At 55.9% G+C, this 15,622-nt stretch carries 8 protein-coding genes; 7 read left to right on the top strand and 1 reads right to left on the bottom strand.

The genetic code is table 11. The features are described from left to right. The first annotated feature begins 7 nt into the window (after window positions 1-7). From araA to BFG58_RS16600, 6 genes are all read left to right on the top strand, one after another. A complete protein-coding gene (gene araA / locus BFG58_RS16625) occupies window positions 8-1,510 on the top strand; it encodes an L-arabinose isomerase (protein WP_045907781.1) in 1,503 nt (500 codons plus the stop codon). An 89-nt stretch (window positions 1,511-1,599) separates the two neighbouring features. Continuing rightward, entirely contained in the window at window positions 1,600-2,295 is a 696-nt protein-coding gene (gene araD / locus BFG58_RS16620) for an L-ribulose-5-phosphate 4-epimerase (RefSeq protein WP_069720152.1), read from the top strand. Between the two features lie 156 nt (window positions 2,296-2,451). Beyond that, on the top strand, window positions 2,452-4,809 hold the full coding sequence (polB, locus tag BFG58_RS16615; RefSeq protein ID WP_069720151.1) for a DNA polymerase II: 2,358 nt from the start codon (window positions 2,452-2,454) through the stop codon (window positions 4,807-4,809). Between the two features lie 128 nt (window positions 4,810-4,937). Beyond that, a complete protein-coding gene (rapA, locus tag BFG58_RS16610) occupies window positions 4,938-7,844 on the top strand; it encodes an RNA polymerase-associated protein RapA (RefSeq protein WP_069720150.1) in 2,907 nt (968 codons plus the stop codon). Between the two features lie 12 nt (window positions 7,845-7,856). Then, window positions 7,857-8,516 (top strand): bifunctional tRNA pseudouridine(32) synthase/23S rRNA pseudouridine(746) synthase RluA, encoded by a 660-nt coding sequence (gene rluA / locus BFG58_RS16605; protein WP_069720149.1) that lies wholly within the window; start codon window positions 7,857-7,859, stop codon window positions 8,514-8,516. A gap of 312 nt (window positions 8,517-8,828) precedes the next feature. Further along, window positions 8,829-12,113: an autotransporter outer membrane beta-barrel domain-containing protein gene (locus BFG58_RS16600; RefSeq protein WP_069720148.1), complete on the top strand. Its 3,285-nt coding sequence runs from the start codon at window positions 8,829-8,831 to the stop codon at window positions 12,111-12,113. Between the two features lie 60 nt (window positions 12,114-12,173). Here the strand turns inward: BFG58_RS16600 and djlA are convergent, their stop codons facing one another. Further along, window positions 12,174-12,989 carry a co-chaperone DjlA gene (gene djlA, locus BFG58_RS16595; protein ID WP_008502016.1) on the bottom strand — a complete coding sequence of 272 codons (816 nt, stop codon included), beginning with the start codon at window positions 12,987-12,989 and terminating at the stop codon, window positions 12,174-12,176. Between the two features lie 239 nt (window positions 12,990-13,228). Here djlA and lptD point away from each other — a divergent pair, with 239 nt between their 5' ends. Then, entirely contained in the window at window positions 13,229-15,604 is a 2,376-nt protein-coding gene (gene lptD / locus BFG58_RS16590) for an LPS assembly protein LptD (RefSeq protein ID WP_069720147.1), read from the top strand. The last annotated feature ends 18 nt before the right edge of the window (window positions 15,605-15,622 follow it).

Genomic DNA, 15,622 nt, shown 5'->3' with positions numbered 1-15,622 from the left:
CACGATGATGACCATTTTTAATAACTATGAAGTGTGGTTTGTGATTGGCAGCCAGCATCTGTACGGACCGGAAGCGCTGCAGCAGGTAACGAAACACGCGGAGCACGTCGTTAACGCGCTGAACGCGGAAGCCAAACTGCCGTGCAAGCTGGTGCTGAAACCGCTGGGCACAACGCCGGATGAGATTACCCATATCTGCCGCGACGCGAACTACGACGATAAATGCGCCGGTCTGGTGGTGTGGCTGCACACCTTCTCACCGGCAAAAATGTGGATCAACGGCCTGTCTATCCTCAACAAACCGCTGCTGCAGTTCCATACCCAGTTCAACGCCTCCCTGCCGTGGGACAGCATCGACATGGACTTTATGAACCTGAACCAGACCGCACACGGCGGCCGCGAGTTCGGCTTCATCGGCGCGCGTATGCGTCAGCAGCACGCGGTGGTCACCGGCCACTGGCAGGATGGTAAGGCGCAACAGCGTATCGGATCCTGGATGCGCCAGGCGGTTTCGAAGCAGGATACCCGCCACCTGAAAGTGGTGCGTTTCGGCGACAACATGCGTGAAGTGGCGGTCACCGACGGTGACAAAGTGGCCGCGCAGATCAAGTTCGGCTTCTCCGTGAATACCTGGGCCGTGGGCGACCTGGTGCAGGTAGTGAATGAAATCAGCGATGGCGACGTGAGCGCGCTGGTGGACGAGTACGAAAGCAGTTACCGCCTGACGCCTGCGGCACAGATCAACGGCGACAAGCGTCAGAACGTGCTGGATGCGGCGCGCATCGAACTGGGCATGAAGCGCTTCCTGCAACAGGGCGGTTTCCACGCCTTTACCACCACTTTTGAAGATCTCCACGGTCTGAAACAGCTGCCGGGTCTGGCAGTACAACGTCTGATGCAGCAGGGCTACGGCTTTGCCGGCGAAGGCGACTGGAAAACTGCCGCTCTGCTTCGCATCATGAAGGTGATGTCGACCGGTCTGCAGGGCGGCACCTCCTTTATGGAGGACTACACCTATCACTTCGAGAACGGCAATGACCTGGTGCTCGGCTCGCACATGCTGGAAGTGTGTCCTTCCATCGCGGTAGAGGAAAAACCGATCCTCGACGTGCAGTACCTCGGCATCGGCGGTAAAGCCGATCCGGCGCGTCTGATCTTCAACACCCGCACGGGCCCGGCCATCAACGCCAGCCTGATCGATCTGGGCGATCGTTTCCGCCTGCTGGTGAACTGCGTCGATGCGGTTGAAACGCCACATTCGCTGCCGAAATTGCCGGTCGCCAACGCCCTGTGGAAAGCACAGCCGGACCTGCCAACCGCGTCAGAAGCCTGGATCCTGGCCGGTGGCGCGCACCATACCGTCTTCAGCCACGCGCTGGATCTGAACGACATGCGTCAATTCGCCGAGCTGCACGATATCGAACTGACCGTCATTGATAACGATACCCGCCTGCCCGCCTTCAAGGACGCGCTGCGCTGGAACGAAGTCTATTACGGTTCAAAACGCTAAAGCACGGAATGCCCGGTGGCGCCGCGTTTACCGGGCCTACGAACCTGTAGGCCGGATAAGCGAAGCGCCATCCGGCACTGGAGACAACAATGTTAGAAGAGCTCAAACGGCAGGTACTTGAAGCCAACCTGGCGCTGCCGAAACATAATCTGGTCACCCTGACCTGGGGCAACGTGAGCGCCGTTGACCGCGATAGAGGCGTGTTCGTGATCAAGCCTTCCGGCGTCGATTACGCGGTGATGACGGCGGACGATATGGTCGTTGTCAGCATCGAAACAGGTGAAGTGGTGGAAGGCAACAAAAAGCCGTCATCCGATACGCCCACTCACCGCCTGCTCTATCGATCATTCCCGACTATCGGCGGTATCGTGCATACCCATTCGCGCCATGCCACCATCTGGGCGCAGGCGGGCCAGTCCATCCCGGCGACCGGCACCACCCACGCGGACTACTTTTACGGCACCATTCCCTGCACGCGTTTGATGACCGATGCGGAAATCAACGGCGAGTATGAGTGGGAAACCGGTAACGTGATCGTTGAGACCTTCGAAAAACAGGGAATCGACGCGGCGCAAATGCCCGGCGTGCTGGTGCACTCCCACGGCCCGTTTGCCTGGGGGAAAAACGCGGAGGACGCGGTGCACAATGCCATCGTGCTCGAAGAGATCGCCTATATGGGGATCTTCTGTCGCCAGCTGGCGCCGCAGCTGCCGGATATGCAGCAAACCCTGCTGGATAAGCATTACCTGCGCAAGCACGGTGCGAAGGCCTACTACGGACAGTAACCCCTTGCCCGGTGGCGCTGTGCTTACCGGGCCTACGGAACCTGCAGGCCGGATAAGCGCAGCACCATCCAGCGAAACAGGCACTGTATAAAACCCCAGCAAACCTACCTCAACCAGGCTATAATCAGGCCTGGTTTTGTTTTCTGGGATAACGGCGTGGCGCAGGCGCAAGAAGGCTTTTTACTGACCCGACACTGGCGGGATACGCCTCAGGGCACCGAGGTTGAATTCTGGCTGGCAACGGACAACGGCCCGCTGCAGGTGACGCTGCCGCCGCAGGAGTCCGTGGCGTTTATTCCAGAAGCGCACGTCGAAAAAGTGAAACAGCTGCTGCGCGGTGAAAACGGCTGGCGCATTACCCCGCTTGAGCTGAAAGATTTCCACCGTCAACCGGTTTATGGCCTCTACTGTCGCGCCCATCGTCAGCTGATGCGCTATGAAAAACTGCTTCGCGAAGCGGGCGTAACGCTCTACGAAGCCGACATCCGCCCACCGGAGCGCTTTCTGATGGAGCGGTTTATTACCGCGCCCGTCTGGGTCGACGGCACCGCGCACAACGGCAGCCTCGTTAACGCGCGGCTGAAGCCGAACCCGCACTACCGCCCTCCGCTGAAGTGGGTCTCCCTGGATATCGAAACCACCCGCCACGGCGAACTGTACTGCATAGGACTTGAAGGCTGCGGCGATCGGGTTGTCTATATGCTCGGGCCGGCAAATAGTGATGCCTCTGCGCTGGATTTCCGGCTTGAGTACGTCAACAGCCGCCCGCAGCTGCTGGAGAAGCTGAACCAGTGGTTTGCCGACTACGATCCCGATGTCCTGATCGGCTGGAACGTGGTGCAGTTCGACCTGCGCGTGCTGCAAAAACACGCCGAGCGTTACCGCATCCCGCTGATGCTCGGGCGCGGCAACAGCGAGCTGGAATGGCGCGAGCACGGTTTTAAGAACGGCGTTTTCTTCGCCCAGGCGAACGGTCGCCTGATTATCGACGGCATTGAGGCGCTCAAGTCCGCCTTCTGGAACTTCTCATCATTCGCCCTCGAAGCGGTGGCGCAGGAGCTGCTTGGCGAAGGCAAATCCATCGACAACCCCTGGGACAGAATGGACGAGATCGACCGGCGCTTTAACGAAGACAAGCCCGCGCTCGCCACCTATAACCTGAAAGATTGCGAGCTGGTCACGCAGATTTTCCACAAAACCGAAATTATGCCCTTCCTGCTGGAACGCGCGACGGTGAACGGCCTTGCGGTAGACAGGCATGGTGGATCGGTTGCCGCCTTTAGCCATCTCTACTTTCCCCGAATGCACCGGGCAGGATATGTCGCCCCTAACCTCGGAGAGGTGCCGCCGCAGGCCAGCCCCGGCGGCTACGTCATGGATTCCCGGCCAGGATTGTATGATTCCGTTCTTGTGCTGGACTACAAAAGCCTCTACCCGTCGATAATCCGCACCTTCCTGATCGATCCAGTCGGGCTGGTTGAGGGCCTGGCCCAGCCGGATGATGAACACAGCACCGAAGGCTTCCTCGGCGCACGCTTCTCGCGGGAAAAACACTGCCTGCCCGACATCGTGGGAAACATCTGGCACGGCCGCGATGAGGCCAAGCGCCACGGCAACAAACCGCTATCACAGGCGCTGAAAATCATCATGAACGCCTTCTACGGCGTGCTGGGTACCAGTGCCTGCCGCTTCTTCGACCCGCGGCTGGCGTCGTCGATCACCATGCGCGGGCACGAGATCATGCGTCAGACCAAAGCGCTGATTGAGTCCCGGGGCTATGACGTCATCTACGGTGACACCGACTCCACCTTTGTGTGGCTTAAGGGCGCGCATTCAGAAGAAGACGCCGCGCAAATCGGCAAAGCGCTGGTCGCCTTCGTGAACGACTGGTGGCAGGAACATCTGCAGAAAGCGCGGTTAACCAGCGCGCTGGAGCTGGAATTTGAAACCCATTTCGCCCGCTTTTTAATGCCCACCATTCGCGGTACCGATCAGGGCAGCAAGAAGCGCTACGCCGGGCTGATTCAGGACGGCAACGCACAGCGGATGGTGTTTAAAGGGCTCGAGACGGTACGTACCGACTGGACGCCGCTGGCGCAGCAGTTCCAGCAAACGCTCTATCTGCGGGTGTTTCGCAATGAACCGTATCAGGACTACGTGCGCGAGACGATAGCCAGCCTGATGGCGGGCGAGCTTGACGCGCAGCTGGTGTATCGCAAACGCCTGCGCCGCCCGCTCGCGGAGTACCAGCGCAACGTTCCTCCGCACGTGCGCGCCGCGCGCCTCGCGGATGAAGAAAACGTCCGCCGTGGCCGCGCGCCGCAATATCAGAACCGGGGCACCATCAAATACGTCTGGACGATAAACGGTCCGGAACCGGTGGATTATCAGCACTCACCTCTGGATTACGAACACTATCTGACACGTCAGCTTCAGCCGGTTGCCGACGGAATTTTGCCCTTCATCGACGACGACTTTGCTACACTGGTTACAGGGCAACTTGGCCTATTTTGACACGTGACGAAATGGCTGCCATCCAGTACCATAGCGCCCTTTCCATTCCCGGACCCATTTTTCGATGACCGTCTTTTTTGACGGTGGTCGAACTATTGCCTGCAATTAAAGATTAGAGCCGAACAACTATGCCTTTTACACTTGGTCAACGCTGGATCAGCGATACAGAAAGCGAACTTGGATTAGGAACCGTCGTTGCCGTTGATGCGCGCATGGTTACCCTCCTCTTCCCTGCCACTGGTGAAAACCGCCTGTACGCTCGCAATGACTCCCCTGTAACCCGCGTGATGTTTAATCCGGGTGACACCGTGACCAGCCATGACGGCTGGCAGCTCAAGATTGAAGACGTAAAAGAAGAGAATGGACTGCTCGCCTACATCGGCACTCGCCTGGACACCGACGAGGCCAATGTCATCCTGCGCGAAGTGCTGCTCGACAGCAAGCTGGTGTTCAGCAAGCCGCAGGACCGCCTGTTTGCCGGGCAAATCGACCGTATGGATCGCTTCTCGCTGCGCTATCGCGCGCGTAAGTTCCAGAGTGAACAGTACCGCATGCCGTGGAGCGGCCTGCGCGGCCAGCGCACCAGCCTGATCCCCCACCAGCTGAACATCGCCCATGACGTGGGCCGTCGCCATGCGCCTCGCGTGCTGCTGGCAGATGAAGTGGGCCTGGGTAAAACCATTGAAGCGGGTATGATCCTGCATCAACAGCTGCTCTCCGGCGCCGCCGAGCGCGTGCTGATCGTGGTGCCAGAAACCCTGCAGCACCAGTGGCTGGTTGAGATGCTGCGCCGCTTTAACCTGCGCTTCTCTCTGTTCGATGACGAACGCTACGCCGAAGCGCAGCACGATGCGGACAACCCGTTTGAAACCGAACAGCTGGTGATTTGTTCTCTCGATTTCGTGCGCCGCAGCAAGCAGCGTCTTGAGCATCTGTGCGATGCCGAGTGGGACCTGATGGTGGTCGACGAAGCGCACCACCTGGTCTGGAGCGAAGATGCGCCGAGCCGCGAATATATGGCTATCGAGCAGCTTGCCGAACGCGTGCCTGGCGTCCTGCTGCTGACCGCAACGCCGGAACAGCTGGGTCTCGAAAGCCACTTCGCCCGTCTGCGCCTGCTCGATCCCAACCGTTTCCACGATTTTGAGCAGTTTGTGGAAGAACAGAATAACTACCGTCCGGTGGCGGATGCCGTCGCCCTGCTGCTGGCGGGCAAGCGTCTTTCTAATGACGAACTCAACACCCTGAGCGATCTGATCGGCGAGCAGGATATCGAGCCGCTTTTGCAGGCCGCGAACAGCGAGAGCGACAACGCGGAATCCGCGCGCAAAGAGCTGATCGACATGCTGATGGATCGCCACGGCACCAGCCGCGTGCTGTTCCGTAACACCCGTAACGGCGTGAAAGGGTTCCCGAAACGCGAGCTGCACACCATTAAACTGCCGCTGCCGACGCAGTATCAGACGGCGATTAAAGTCTCCGGCATTATGGGCGCGCGCAAAACGCAGGAAGAGCGCGCCCGCGACATGCTTTATCCGGAGCAAATCTACCAGGAATTCGAAGGCGATACCGGCACCTGGTGGAACTTCGATCCGCGCGTGGAGTGGCTGATGGGCTACCTGACTGCACACCGCTCCCAGAAAGTGCTGGTGATCTGCGCCAAGGCGGCTACCGCCCTGCAGCTGGAGCAGGTTCTGCGCGAGCGTGAAGGTATTCGTGCCGCCGTGTTCCATGAAGGCATGTCCATCGTTGAACGCGACCGTGCCGCGGCGTGGTTTGGCGAAGAGGACAGCGGCGCGCAGGTTCTGCTGTGCTCGGAAATCGGCTCCGAAGGCCGTAACTTCCAGTTTGCCAGCAACCTGGTGATGTTCGATCTGCCGTTTAACCCGGATCTGCTCGAGCAGCGTATCGGCCGTCTGGACCGTATCGGTCAGGCCCATGATATTCAGATCCACGTGCCATATCTGGAAAAAACGGCCCAGTCCGTGCTGGTGCGCTGGTTCCACGAAGGTCTGGATGCGTTTGAACATACCTGCCCGACGGGCCGCACCATTTACGATCAGGTGCATGGCGATCTGATCGGCTACCTGGCCGCGCCGGAAAACACCGACGGCTTTGACGATCTGATTAAGTCCTGTCGTGAGAAGCACGACGCGCTGAAAGCCCAGCTGGAACAGGGTCGCGATCGCCTGCTGGAGATCCATTCCAACGGTGGCGAGAAAGCGCAGGCGCTGGCAGAGAGCATCGAAGAGCAGGATGACGACACCAGCCTAATAAGCTTCTCGATGAACCTGTTCGATATCGTCGGCATCAACCAGGACGATCGTGGTGAGAACCTGATAGTCCTGACCCCGTCCGATCACATGCTGGTACCGGATTTCCCGGGCCTGCCGGAAGATGGCTGTACGATCACCTTCGAGCGTGACGTGGCGCTGTCCCGTGAAGATGCCCAGTTCATCACCTGGGAACACCCGCTGATCCGCAATGGGCTGGATCTGATCCTCTCCGGCGATACCGGCAGCAGCACGATCTCCCTGCTGAAAAACAAGGCGCTGCCGGTGGGGACGCTGCTGCTGGAGCTGATTTACGTTGTGGAAGCACAGGCGCCGAAGCAGCTGCAGCTCACCCGTTTCCTGCCGCCGACGCCGGTCCGTCTGCTGCTGGATAAAAACGGCACGAACCTGGCCGGACAGGTCGAGTTCGAAAGCTTCAACCGCCAGCTGAGCGCGGTGAACCGCCATACCGGCAGCAAGCTTGTTAACGCGGTCCAGCAGGACGTGCACGCTATTCTGCAGCAGGGCGAAACCCAGATTGAGAAAGCGGCCAGAGCGCTGATCGATGCCGCACGCGCGGAAGCCGACGAGAAACTGTCTGCGGAGCTGTCGCGTCTGGAAGCGCTGAAGGCCGTGAACCCTAACATCCGTGACGACGAGCTGGCGGCGATTGAAAGCAACCGTCAGCAGGTGCTGGAAAGCCTCAACCAGGCTAGCTGGCGTCTGGATGCCCTGCGTCTTATCGTTGTGACGCATCAGTAACCGGAGCGCAAGATGGTGATGGAGCCGTACAATCCGCCGCAGGATCCCTGGCTGGTCATTCTGTATCAGGATGAACACATTATGGTGGTCAACAAGCCCAGCGGGCTGTTGTCCGTGCCGGGGCGTCTGGATGAGCACAAAGACAGCGTGATGACGCGCATTCAGCGCGATTTCCCTCAGGCGGAGTCTGTCCATCGCCTGGACATGGCGACCAGCGGCGTGATTGTGGTGGCGCTGAATAAGGCGGCGGAACGCGAGCTGAAGCGCCAGTTCCGCGAGCGCGAGCCGAAAAAGCAGTATATCGCCCGCGTCTGGGGTCACCCCGCGCAGGCGGAAGGGCTGGTGGATTTACCGCTGATCTGCGACTGGCCGAACCGGCCAAAGCAGAAGGTGTGCTACGAAACCGGCAAGGCCGCGCAGACCGAGTATGAAGTGCTGGAGTACGCGCCGGATAATACCGCGCGCGTCCTGCTTAAGCCGATTACCGGACGCTCACATCAGCTACGCGTGCATATGCTTGCCCTGGGTCATCCGATTCTGGGTGACCGGTTTTACGCGCCGCCTGAAGCGCTGGCCTTAGCGCCACGTCTGCAGCTGCACGCGCAGACGCTCACCATCACCCATCCTGCCTTCGGTAATGCGATGACGTTTAAAGCTCCGGTGGACTTCTAATCCACGCTCAATAAATATTTGTTATCGGGCACGCGCCTGATAACAAATATTCAAAATCCATATATTTCACACCAATAATAAAACCACCACAAATAATATTCACAAAAGTCATTTCTTATAATAACGCCTCTCTCATTTATTTAAAAAAACTAAAATACATATTAAAAAATAGTAAATTGAATTAACGTCGGTCATTGTTAAAAATCCTCCTAAAAAATAAGGAAATACTAATCCCACTGGCTCCCAGGCCAGGTCGTTTCGCTAGCCAAAAACATTCAGAAACAATCGACTCATCAATTTACAAGGACGTATATGAACAGGACTTACAACATCATCTGGAATTACGCCAGAAATATGTACATTGTTGCCTCTGAGTTTTCCCGTGGAGACAGCAAAACCCGCTCACGCGTTCGCGCTGGAGGGGCTATCGCGACCTTTATTTTATCCGGCATTGCGGGTTCGGCACTCGCGACTGACAGGACGTTTGAGGCTGTCCCAGGTGATAACGAGATCAGCGGCGAATACTCAACCACAGAGAATGTTACCGCAGCGGTAACAGCCAACGGTTCCGATGTCGTTGTTAACGATAGTGGCGCGCTGACAATATCGACTAGCGGAGACTCAGCGATGGGCCTTTACGTTTTCAATGGCGCGAAAGTCACGCTAGACGATCCCAACACCACCATTACTACTTCTGGATATGGCATGGCCAGGGGGCTCGTTAACCAACAAGGAACGGTCACATTAGCTAACGTTACTATAAAAACCACCGGTGATTTTGGTAATGCGGGCATATTTAACAATGGCGAAATGACCGGCACCGGGGTCACCATTAGTACAACCGGTAGCGAGAGCTACGGGATTCAGAATTACACCCAAACGTTTACCTTTGACTCATCAAAAATTGATACTTACGGTGAAAAGTCTATCGGATTATTGAATACCGGTCGCGCAGCGCTCTCGGATACGCAAATTACCACGCATGGACAGAATTCTGACGCGATATCCTCCAGTAAAGCAACCAGCGCTGTCGTGCTGAATAACGGTTCTGTTATCACGACAGGGGAAAATTCACGGGCGGTGGTAATCGATAATGGCGGGAAATTTGATGCAACCGGCACCACGATTACCAGTGAACAGTCTGCAGCCATCGTCTTGCAAAACGCCAGCAATGCCGCCATCGCTAACAGTAATATTTCCGGTAGCAATGCCGTCTTCTCGTTCAGCGGTGGAAAAAATGTCGCCACAATTGACGGCGGAAGCATTACGGCAACCGCATCCGGAGGAAGTACTTTTGCCGTGGATTCAGGATCTGCCGATATTAGCGTGAAGAATGTGCAAACGATGAATGCAGACAATCTGCTCACCGTGGCCAATACCGCCGATGCAGTCACCCTGAGCGCTGAAAACAGCAAGTTGTCCGGCGCCGTTAAGGCCAGCGGTGATAATGTCAGCATGAATCTGGATGAAAACAGCCAGTGGCTGCTTACCGGCGATTCCAGCGTCGGTAATCTTTCCAGTAACGGGCGCATCACGCTCGGCGATGAAAACGGCAGTGCCGGTATGCTCAATGTCGGTAATCTCATCCTTCAGGAGAACAGCCAAACTGATGTCTACCTCGATGCAAACGCGACAAGTGCCCCTGTTATCGCTCAGAATGCAACGTTGAATGGCACGCTGAATATTACGGGTTACGGTGGTGCCAGCACGCTTTCAGCGGATAGCACCTTCACGGTGATTGACGCTGAAAATGCAATCAATGGCAATTTTACCCACCTCACCGTCGCGGGTATGGCATCAGGATCCGTTGACTTCATCACCTTCAGCGGCACCGTTGACCCCGCCGACGTGACGAATTACGTCCTGACGCCGTCATTAGCCTGGTATGCCAGCCAGAACCCAACGCCAACGGCGGCTCACGGCACATTCACCCTGAACAATGCTGACGGCAGCTTTACGCTGAGCACGGCGCTTGTCGATCAAAATGCTAACGCCACGACGGGATGGGACGGTAAATCACTCACCAAAGAGGGGCAAGGTACGCTGATTCTGAATGCCGCAAACAGTTACAGCGGCACAACAGATGTTAACCAGGGCACGCTCTGGCTGGGCGAGGCCGGCGTTATCGGCGTACAAAACAGCGAGCAGGCCGTGAATGTTGCGGCAGGCGCGACGTTTGGTGGCGACAACGGTGTGGTGAACGGCAATGTTAACAGCAAAGGCACCGTTCAGTTCAACGACACGCTTACGATCAATGGTGATCTGAGCAACGCAGGCAGCATTATCAGCGGCAATATCGAAGGTACCGACGGCACAACGACCAGTAACACACTGATCGTAAACGGCGATTATACCGGTAATCAGGGGTCTCTGACGCTGAATACGCAGTTAGGCGACGACACGTCGCAAACCGATATGCTTAACATTACGGGGAATACGTCCGGTAACACTACCCTGTACATTAACAACGCAGGCGGTCAGGGGGCCCTGACCCAAAACGGAATTGAAGTGATTAAGGTCGGCGGTGAATCAAACGGTACCTTTGTTCAGGGTAACCAGGTCCAAATCAACGCCTACGAATACCGTCTGTATCAGGACTCAGGGAACTGGTATCTCCGTTCCCAGGCCACGGGTGAGGGTGGCGACGTAACGCCTCAGTATCGTGCTGATATCGGTTCATACCTTAGCAACCAGTGGCTGGCTCGCGATCTGCAGATGCAGACCCTCTCAGACCGAGAAGGCAGCCAGTTCAAATCGCAAAACGGCACGACATGGGCGCGTTTCAAAGCAGGTAAGAACCAGTCCACTGCGGCAGAGAGCAATATTGATATCGACAGCAACTACTCCCAGTTCCAGATGGGGGGCGATGTTGCAGCCTGGAACAACGGCGAACAAAACCTGGTGGTCGGGATTATGGGTAGCTATATGAACGCCAGCAGCGACAGCACAGGAAATAGAGGTGCTGACGGCAGCCACTTTAGCGCTGACGGTAAAGTCGATGGCTATAACCTCGGCGTCTATGCCACCTGGTTTGCCGATGCCCGACAGCATCAGGGTTTTTATGTCGACAGCTGGTATCAGTACGGGATGTACCACAACAGCGTAGATAACGGGGACGTTGGCTCAACGGATTACGATTCAAACGCCAACGCCGTTTCGCTGGAAACGGGCTATCGCTACGATGTCGCACTCGGCGACAACACGCTGAGCCTCACGCCGCAGGCACAGATCGTCTGGCAGGATTACCGTGCCGATGACATCAAAGACAGCAGCGGCACAACGATTGATGGGCAAAACGGTGACAGCTGGACCACCCGTTTAGGTCTGCGAGTTGACAGCAAGATGAATAAGGCGAACGACGCGGTTATCCAGCCGTTTGCGGAGGTCAACTGGCTGCATACCTCTGAAGAAACGGCAGTTAACTTTGGTGACACACAGATCAAACAGGATATTCCTGCCGATCGTGCGGAGCTGAAAGCGGGTGTTCAGGCGAATGTGAACAAGCAATGGAGCGTTATCGCCCAGATGTCCGGACAGAAAGGTGATAATGATTACAGCGATGTAAACGGCAGTCTGAACGTACGCTACAGCTGGTAATCACGTAGAAAGGGCCTGGCAGTTCATCCTGCCAGGCCCTTCTTCATTCTGCAGAGGGGCTTATTTAAAGCCTTTCTTCTCTTTAATCAGTTCGTACGCTTTCTGAATTTCCTGCGCCTTTTGCTTCGCCATCTCCATCATTTCCGGCGGTAAGCCTTTCGCGACCAGCTTGTCCGGATGGTGCTCGCTCATCAGCTTACGATAGGCACGTTTGATCGTGGTCTGATCGTCAGAAGGCTTTACGCCAAGTACGTTACAGGCATCTTCCAGCGTCGGACCACGCTGCGCCTGCTGCCAGGCACCGCCAGATGACTGCTGGTGATAGCCGCCGCCAAACTGCGCCCCACCCTGCATCATGCGCAGGAACTGGTCGAACTGCATACGGGAGATGCCCAGCTCTTCCGCAATCACGTATAAAACATCGCGCTCGTTAGGATGAAGCGAGCCGTCGGCGAAGGCCGCCTGAATCTGAATTTCCAGAAACATCCGAATTAAATCAAAACGGCCGAAGCAGATGCTGCGGAACTGACGCATTTTTTCGCGAAGCGGATAGTTATCGGATTTCCCGATGCGAAACGCATTTTGCGCCTCCAGGCGGGAGTCACCGTGCAGATTCATGCGGTCCATAAAGACGCTGGCAATCTGAATATCGGCTTCCGTAACGCGGCCTTTGGATTTGGTTAAATGCCCCATCACCTCAAAAGTGGTGGAGAAAAAGAGTGACTGACGCTCGCGCTGATTGGCAAACCAGGCCATTTTGCGGCTGCGCGCCTTATCAAACATATGGCCAATAATAAGCCCCAGCACTATTCCCCAGAACCCGGCACCCATGATGATGGCGAACGCAACGCCGATTATTTTACCCCAATACTGCATATACTCCCCGGATAGTCATATTCCTGGCCGACGCAACGTCATCATCACTGTGTTCAAGTCACGGTCAATTGAAGGACATCGCCTATAATTTGCTTTATCATACTCGTCATTCGATAGCGAGCCTAACACTCTGGCACGCAAACGGGCAGGATTAACGCTGGTACTGCGCAGATGAGTAAGATAGTCTCTGAGCGTTTGTAAGCCGTAGCCACTGATGACGGAACAATAAAATACAACGTATGAAAAAACGTATCCCCACCCTCCTGGCCACAATGATTGGCACCGCCCTGTACAGTCAACAGGGGCTGGCGGCCGATCTCGCCTCGCAGTGTATGCTTGGCGTCCCAAGTTATAATCGCCCACTGGTGAGTGGCGATACCAATAGCTTGCCGGTAACCATTACTGCCGACAGTTCAAAAGGGACTTACCCTGACAATGCCACGTTTACAGGTAATGTCGATATTAATCAGGGCAATAGCCGCCTGCAGGCAGATGAAGTACAGTTGCACCAGAAGCAGCCGGAAGGCGCGGCCGAACCGGTACGCACGGTGGATGCGCTGGGTAATGTGCACTATGACGACAATCAGGTCATCCTGAAAGGTCCGAAAGCATGGTCAAACCTGAATACCAAAGACACTAACGTCTGGAAAGGTGATTACCAGATGGTGGGTCGCCAGGGGCGCGGTGACGCAGACCTGATGAAACAGCGCGGAGAAAACCGCTATACCATCCTGGAAAATGGCACGTTCACGTCGTGTCTGCCGGGTTCAAATACCTGGAGCGTGGTCGGGAGCGAAGTGATCCATGACCGCGAAGAGCAGGTCGCTGAGATCTGGAATGCCCGCTTCAAAGTGGGTCCGGTCCCCATATTCTACAGCCCTTATTTGCAGCTTCCCGTGGGTGACAAACGTCGCTCCGGTTTCCTGATCCCAAATGCCAAATACAGCACCACGAACTACTTTGAGTTCTACCTGCCGTATTACTGGAATATCGCGCCCAACATGGATGCGACGATCACGCCGCATTATATCCATAAGCGCGGCAACGTCATGTGGGAGAACGAATTCCGCTATCTGACCCACGCCGGTGCGGGTCTGATGGAGCTGGATTATCTGCCGTCGGATAACGTTTACAAGGACGACGCCAGAAACGTCTCGGGTGATAACCGTCACCGTTGGCTGTACTACTGGCAGCATTCCGGGGTGATGGATCAGGTGTGGCGCTTTAATGTTGACTACACCAAAGTCAGCGATTCGGCTTATTTTAATGACTTCTCGTCCAAATACGGCTCGAGTACCGATGGCTATGCCACGCAGAAATTCAGCGTAGGCTATGCGGTGCAGAACTTTGACGCAACGGTCTCGTCCAAGAAATTCCAGGTGTTTTCTGACCAGTCCACGCCTACCTATGGCGCTGAGCCACAGCTGGACGTCAACTGGTATCAGAATGACGTGGGACCCTTCGACACCCATGTTTACGCTCAGGCGGTGCATTTCGTGAACACGGATTCGGACATGCCTGAAGCCACGCGTGTTCACCTGGAGCCGACGATCAATCTGCCATGGTCTAACGACTGGGCAAGCCTGAATACCGAAGCCAAGCTGATGGCGACGCACTATCAGCAAAAAAATCTCGATAATTACAACGCAACGAACAGTGCGCATCTGGAAGAGTCGGTTAACCGAACGCTCCCTCAGTTTAAAATGGACGGCAAGCTGATCTTCGAGCGTGATATGGCCCTGCTGGCGGATGGGTATACCCAGACGCTTGAACCGCGTATGCAGTATTTGTACGTGCCATACCGCGATCAGAGCAACATTCAAAACTACGACTCCTCTTTACTGCAGTCTGACTACAGTGGTCTGTTCCGCGACCGTACTTACGGCGGTCTGGACCGCATCGCCTCAGCGAACCAGTTAACGACCGGCGTCACAACACGTGTTTATGATGATGCCGCCGTTGAACGTTTTAACGTTTCTGTGGGTCAAATCTACTACTTCACAGAGTCTCGCACGGGCGATGACAATATTCAGTGGGAGAAAGACAACAAAACGGGATCGATAGTGTGGGCGGGAGATACCTACTGGCGTATGACTGACCGTTGGGGCCTGCGTGGCGGTGTGCAGTATGACACGCGTCTCGACAACGTTGCTAACAGTAGTGCGGCCATAGAGTATCGTCGCGATGAAGATCGTATGATTCAGGTAAGCTATCGTTACGCTAGCCCAGAATATATTCAGGCAACGCTACCGAAAAGCAATGATCAGAACAGCATCAACTACTGGAAATCGCCACAATATTCGGATGGTATTTCTCAGGTCGGTGCGGCAGCGAGTTGGCCCATCGCCGACCGTTGGTCAATCGTAGGCGCTTACTACTTTGACACTAACGCGAATAAAGCTGCTGACCAGATGGTGGGGCTGCAATATAACTCCTGCTGCTACGCGCTGCGTGTCGGTTACGAACGTAAGCTTAACGGCTGGGAAAACAATCAAAGCAAATACGATAACGTGATTGGCTTTAACTTCGAGTTACGCGGCCTGAGTTCCAACTACGGTCTGGGTACGCAGAAAATGCTGCGCTCGAATATTCTGCCTTACCGCAGTTCCTTGTAATGTGCTTGATTTGCAACG

Origin of the sequence: Enterobacter sp. ku-bf2, from assembly GCF_001742765.1 — a bacterium.
Classification (GTDB): domain Bacteria; phylum Pseudomonadota; class Gammaproteobacteria; order Enterobacterales; family Enterobacteriaceae; genus Enterobacter; species Enterobacter quasiroggenkampii.
Note: the sequence above shows the minus strand (reverse complement) of the source record. Positions and strands in the feature narration are given on the sequence as shown.

Coding starts and splice junctions, on each gene's coding strand:
- lptD (WP_069720147.1), top strand. CDS start 13,229: ATGAAAAAACGTATCCCCACCCTCCTGGCCACAATGATTGGCACCGCC.
- djlA (WP_008502016.1), bottom strand. CDS start 12,989: ATGCAGTATTGGGGTAAAATAATCGGCGTTGCGTTCGCCATCATCATG.
- araA (WP_045907781.1), top strand. CDS start 8: ATGACCATTTTTAATAACTATGAAGTGTGGTTTGTGATTGGCAGCCAG.
- rapA (WP_069720150.1), top strand. CDS start 4,938: ATGCCTTTTACACTTGGTCAACGCTGGATCAGCGATACAGAAAGCGAA.
- rluA (WP_069720149.1), top strand. CDS start 7,857: ATGGTGATGGAGCCGTACAATCCGCCGCAGGATCCCTGGCTGGTCATT.
- BFG58_RS16600 (WP_069720148.1), top strand. CDS start 8,829: ATGAACAGGACTTACAACATCATCTGGAATTACGCCAGAAATATGTAC.
- araD (WP_069720152.1), top strand. CDS start 1,600: ATGTTAGAAGAGCTCAAACGGCAGGTACTTGAAGCCAACCTGGCGCTG.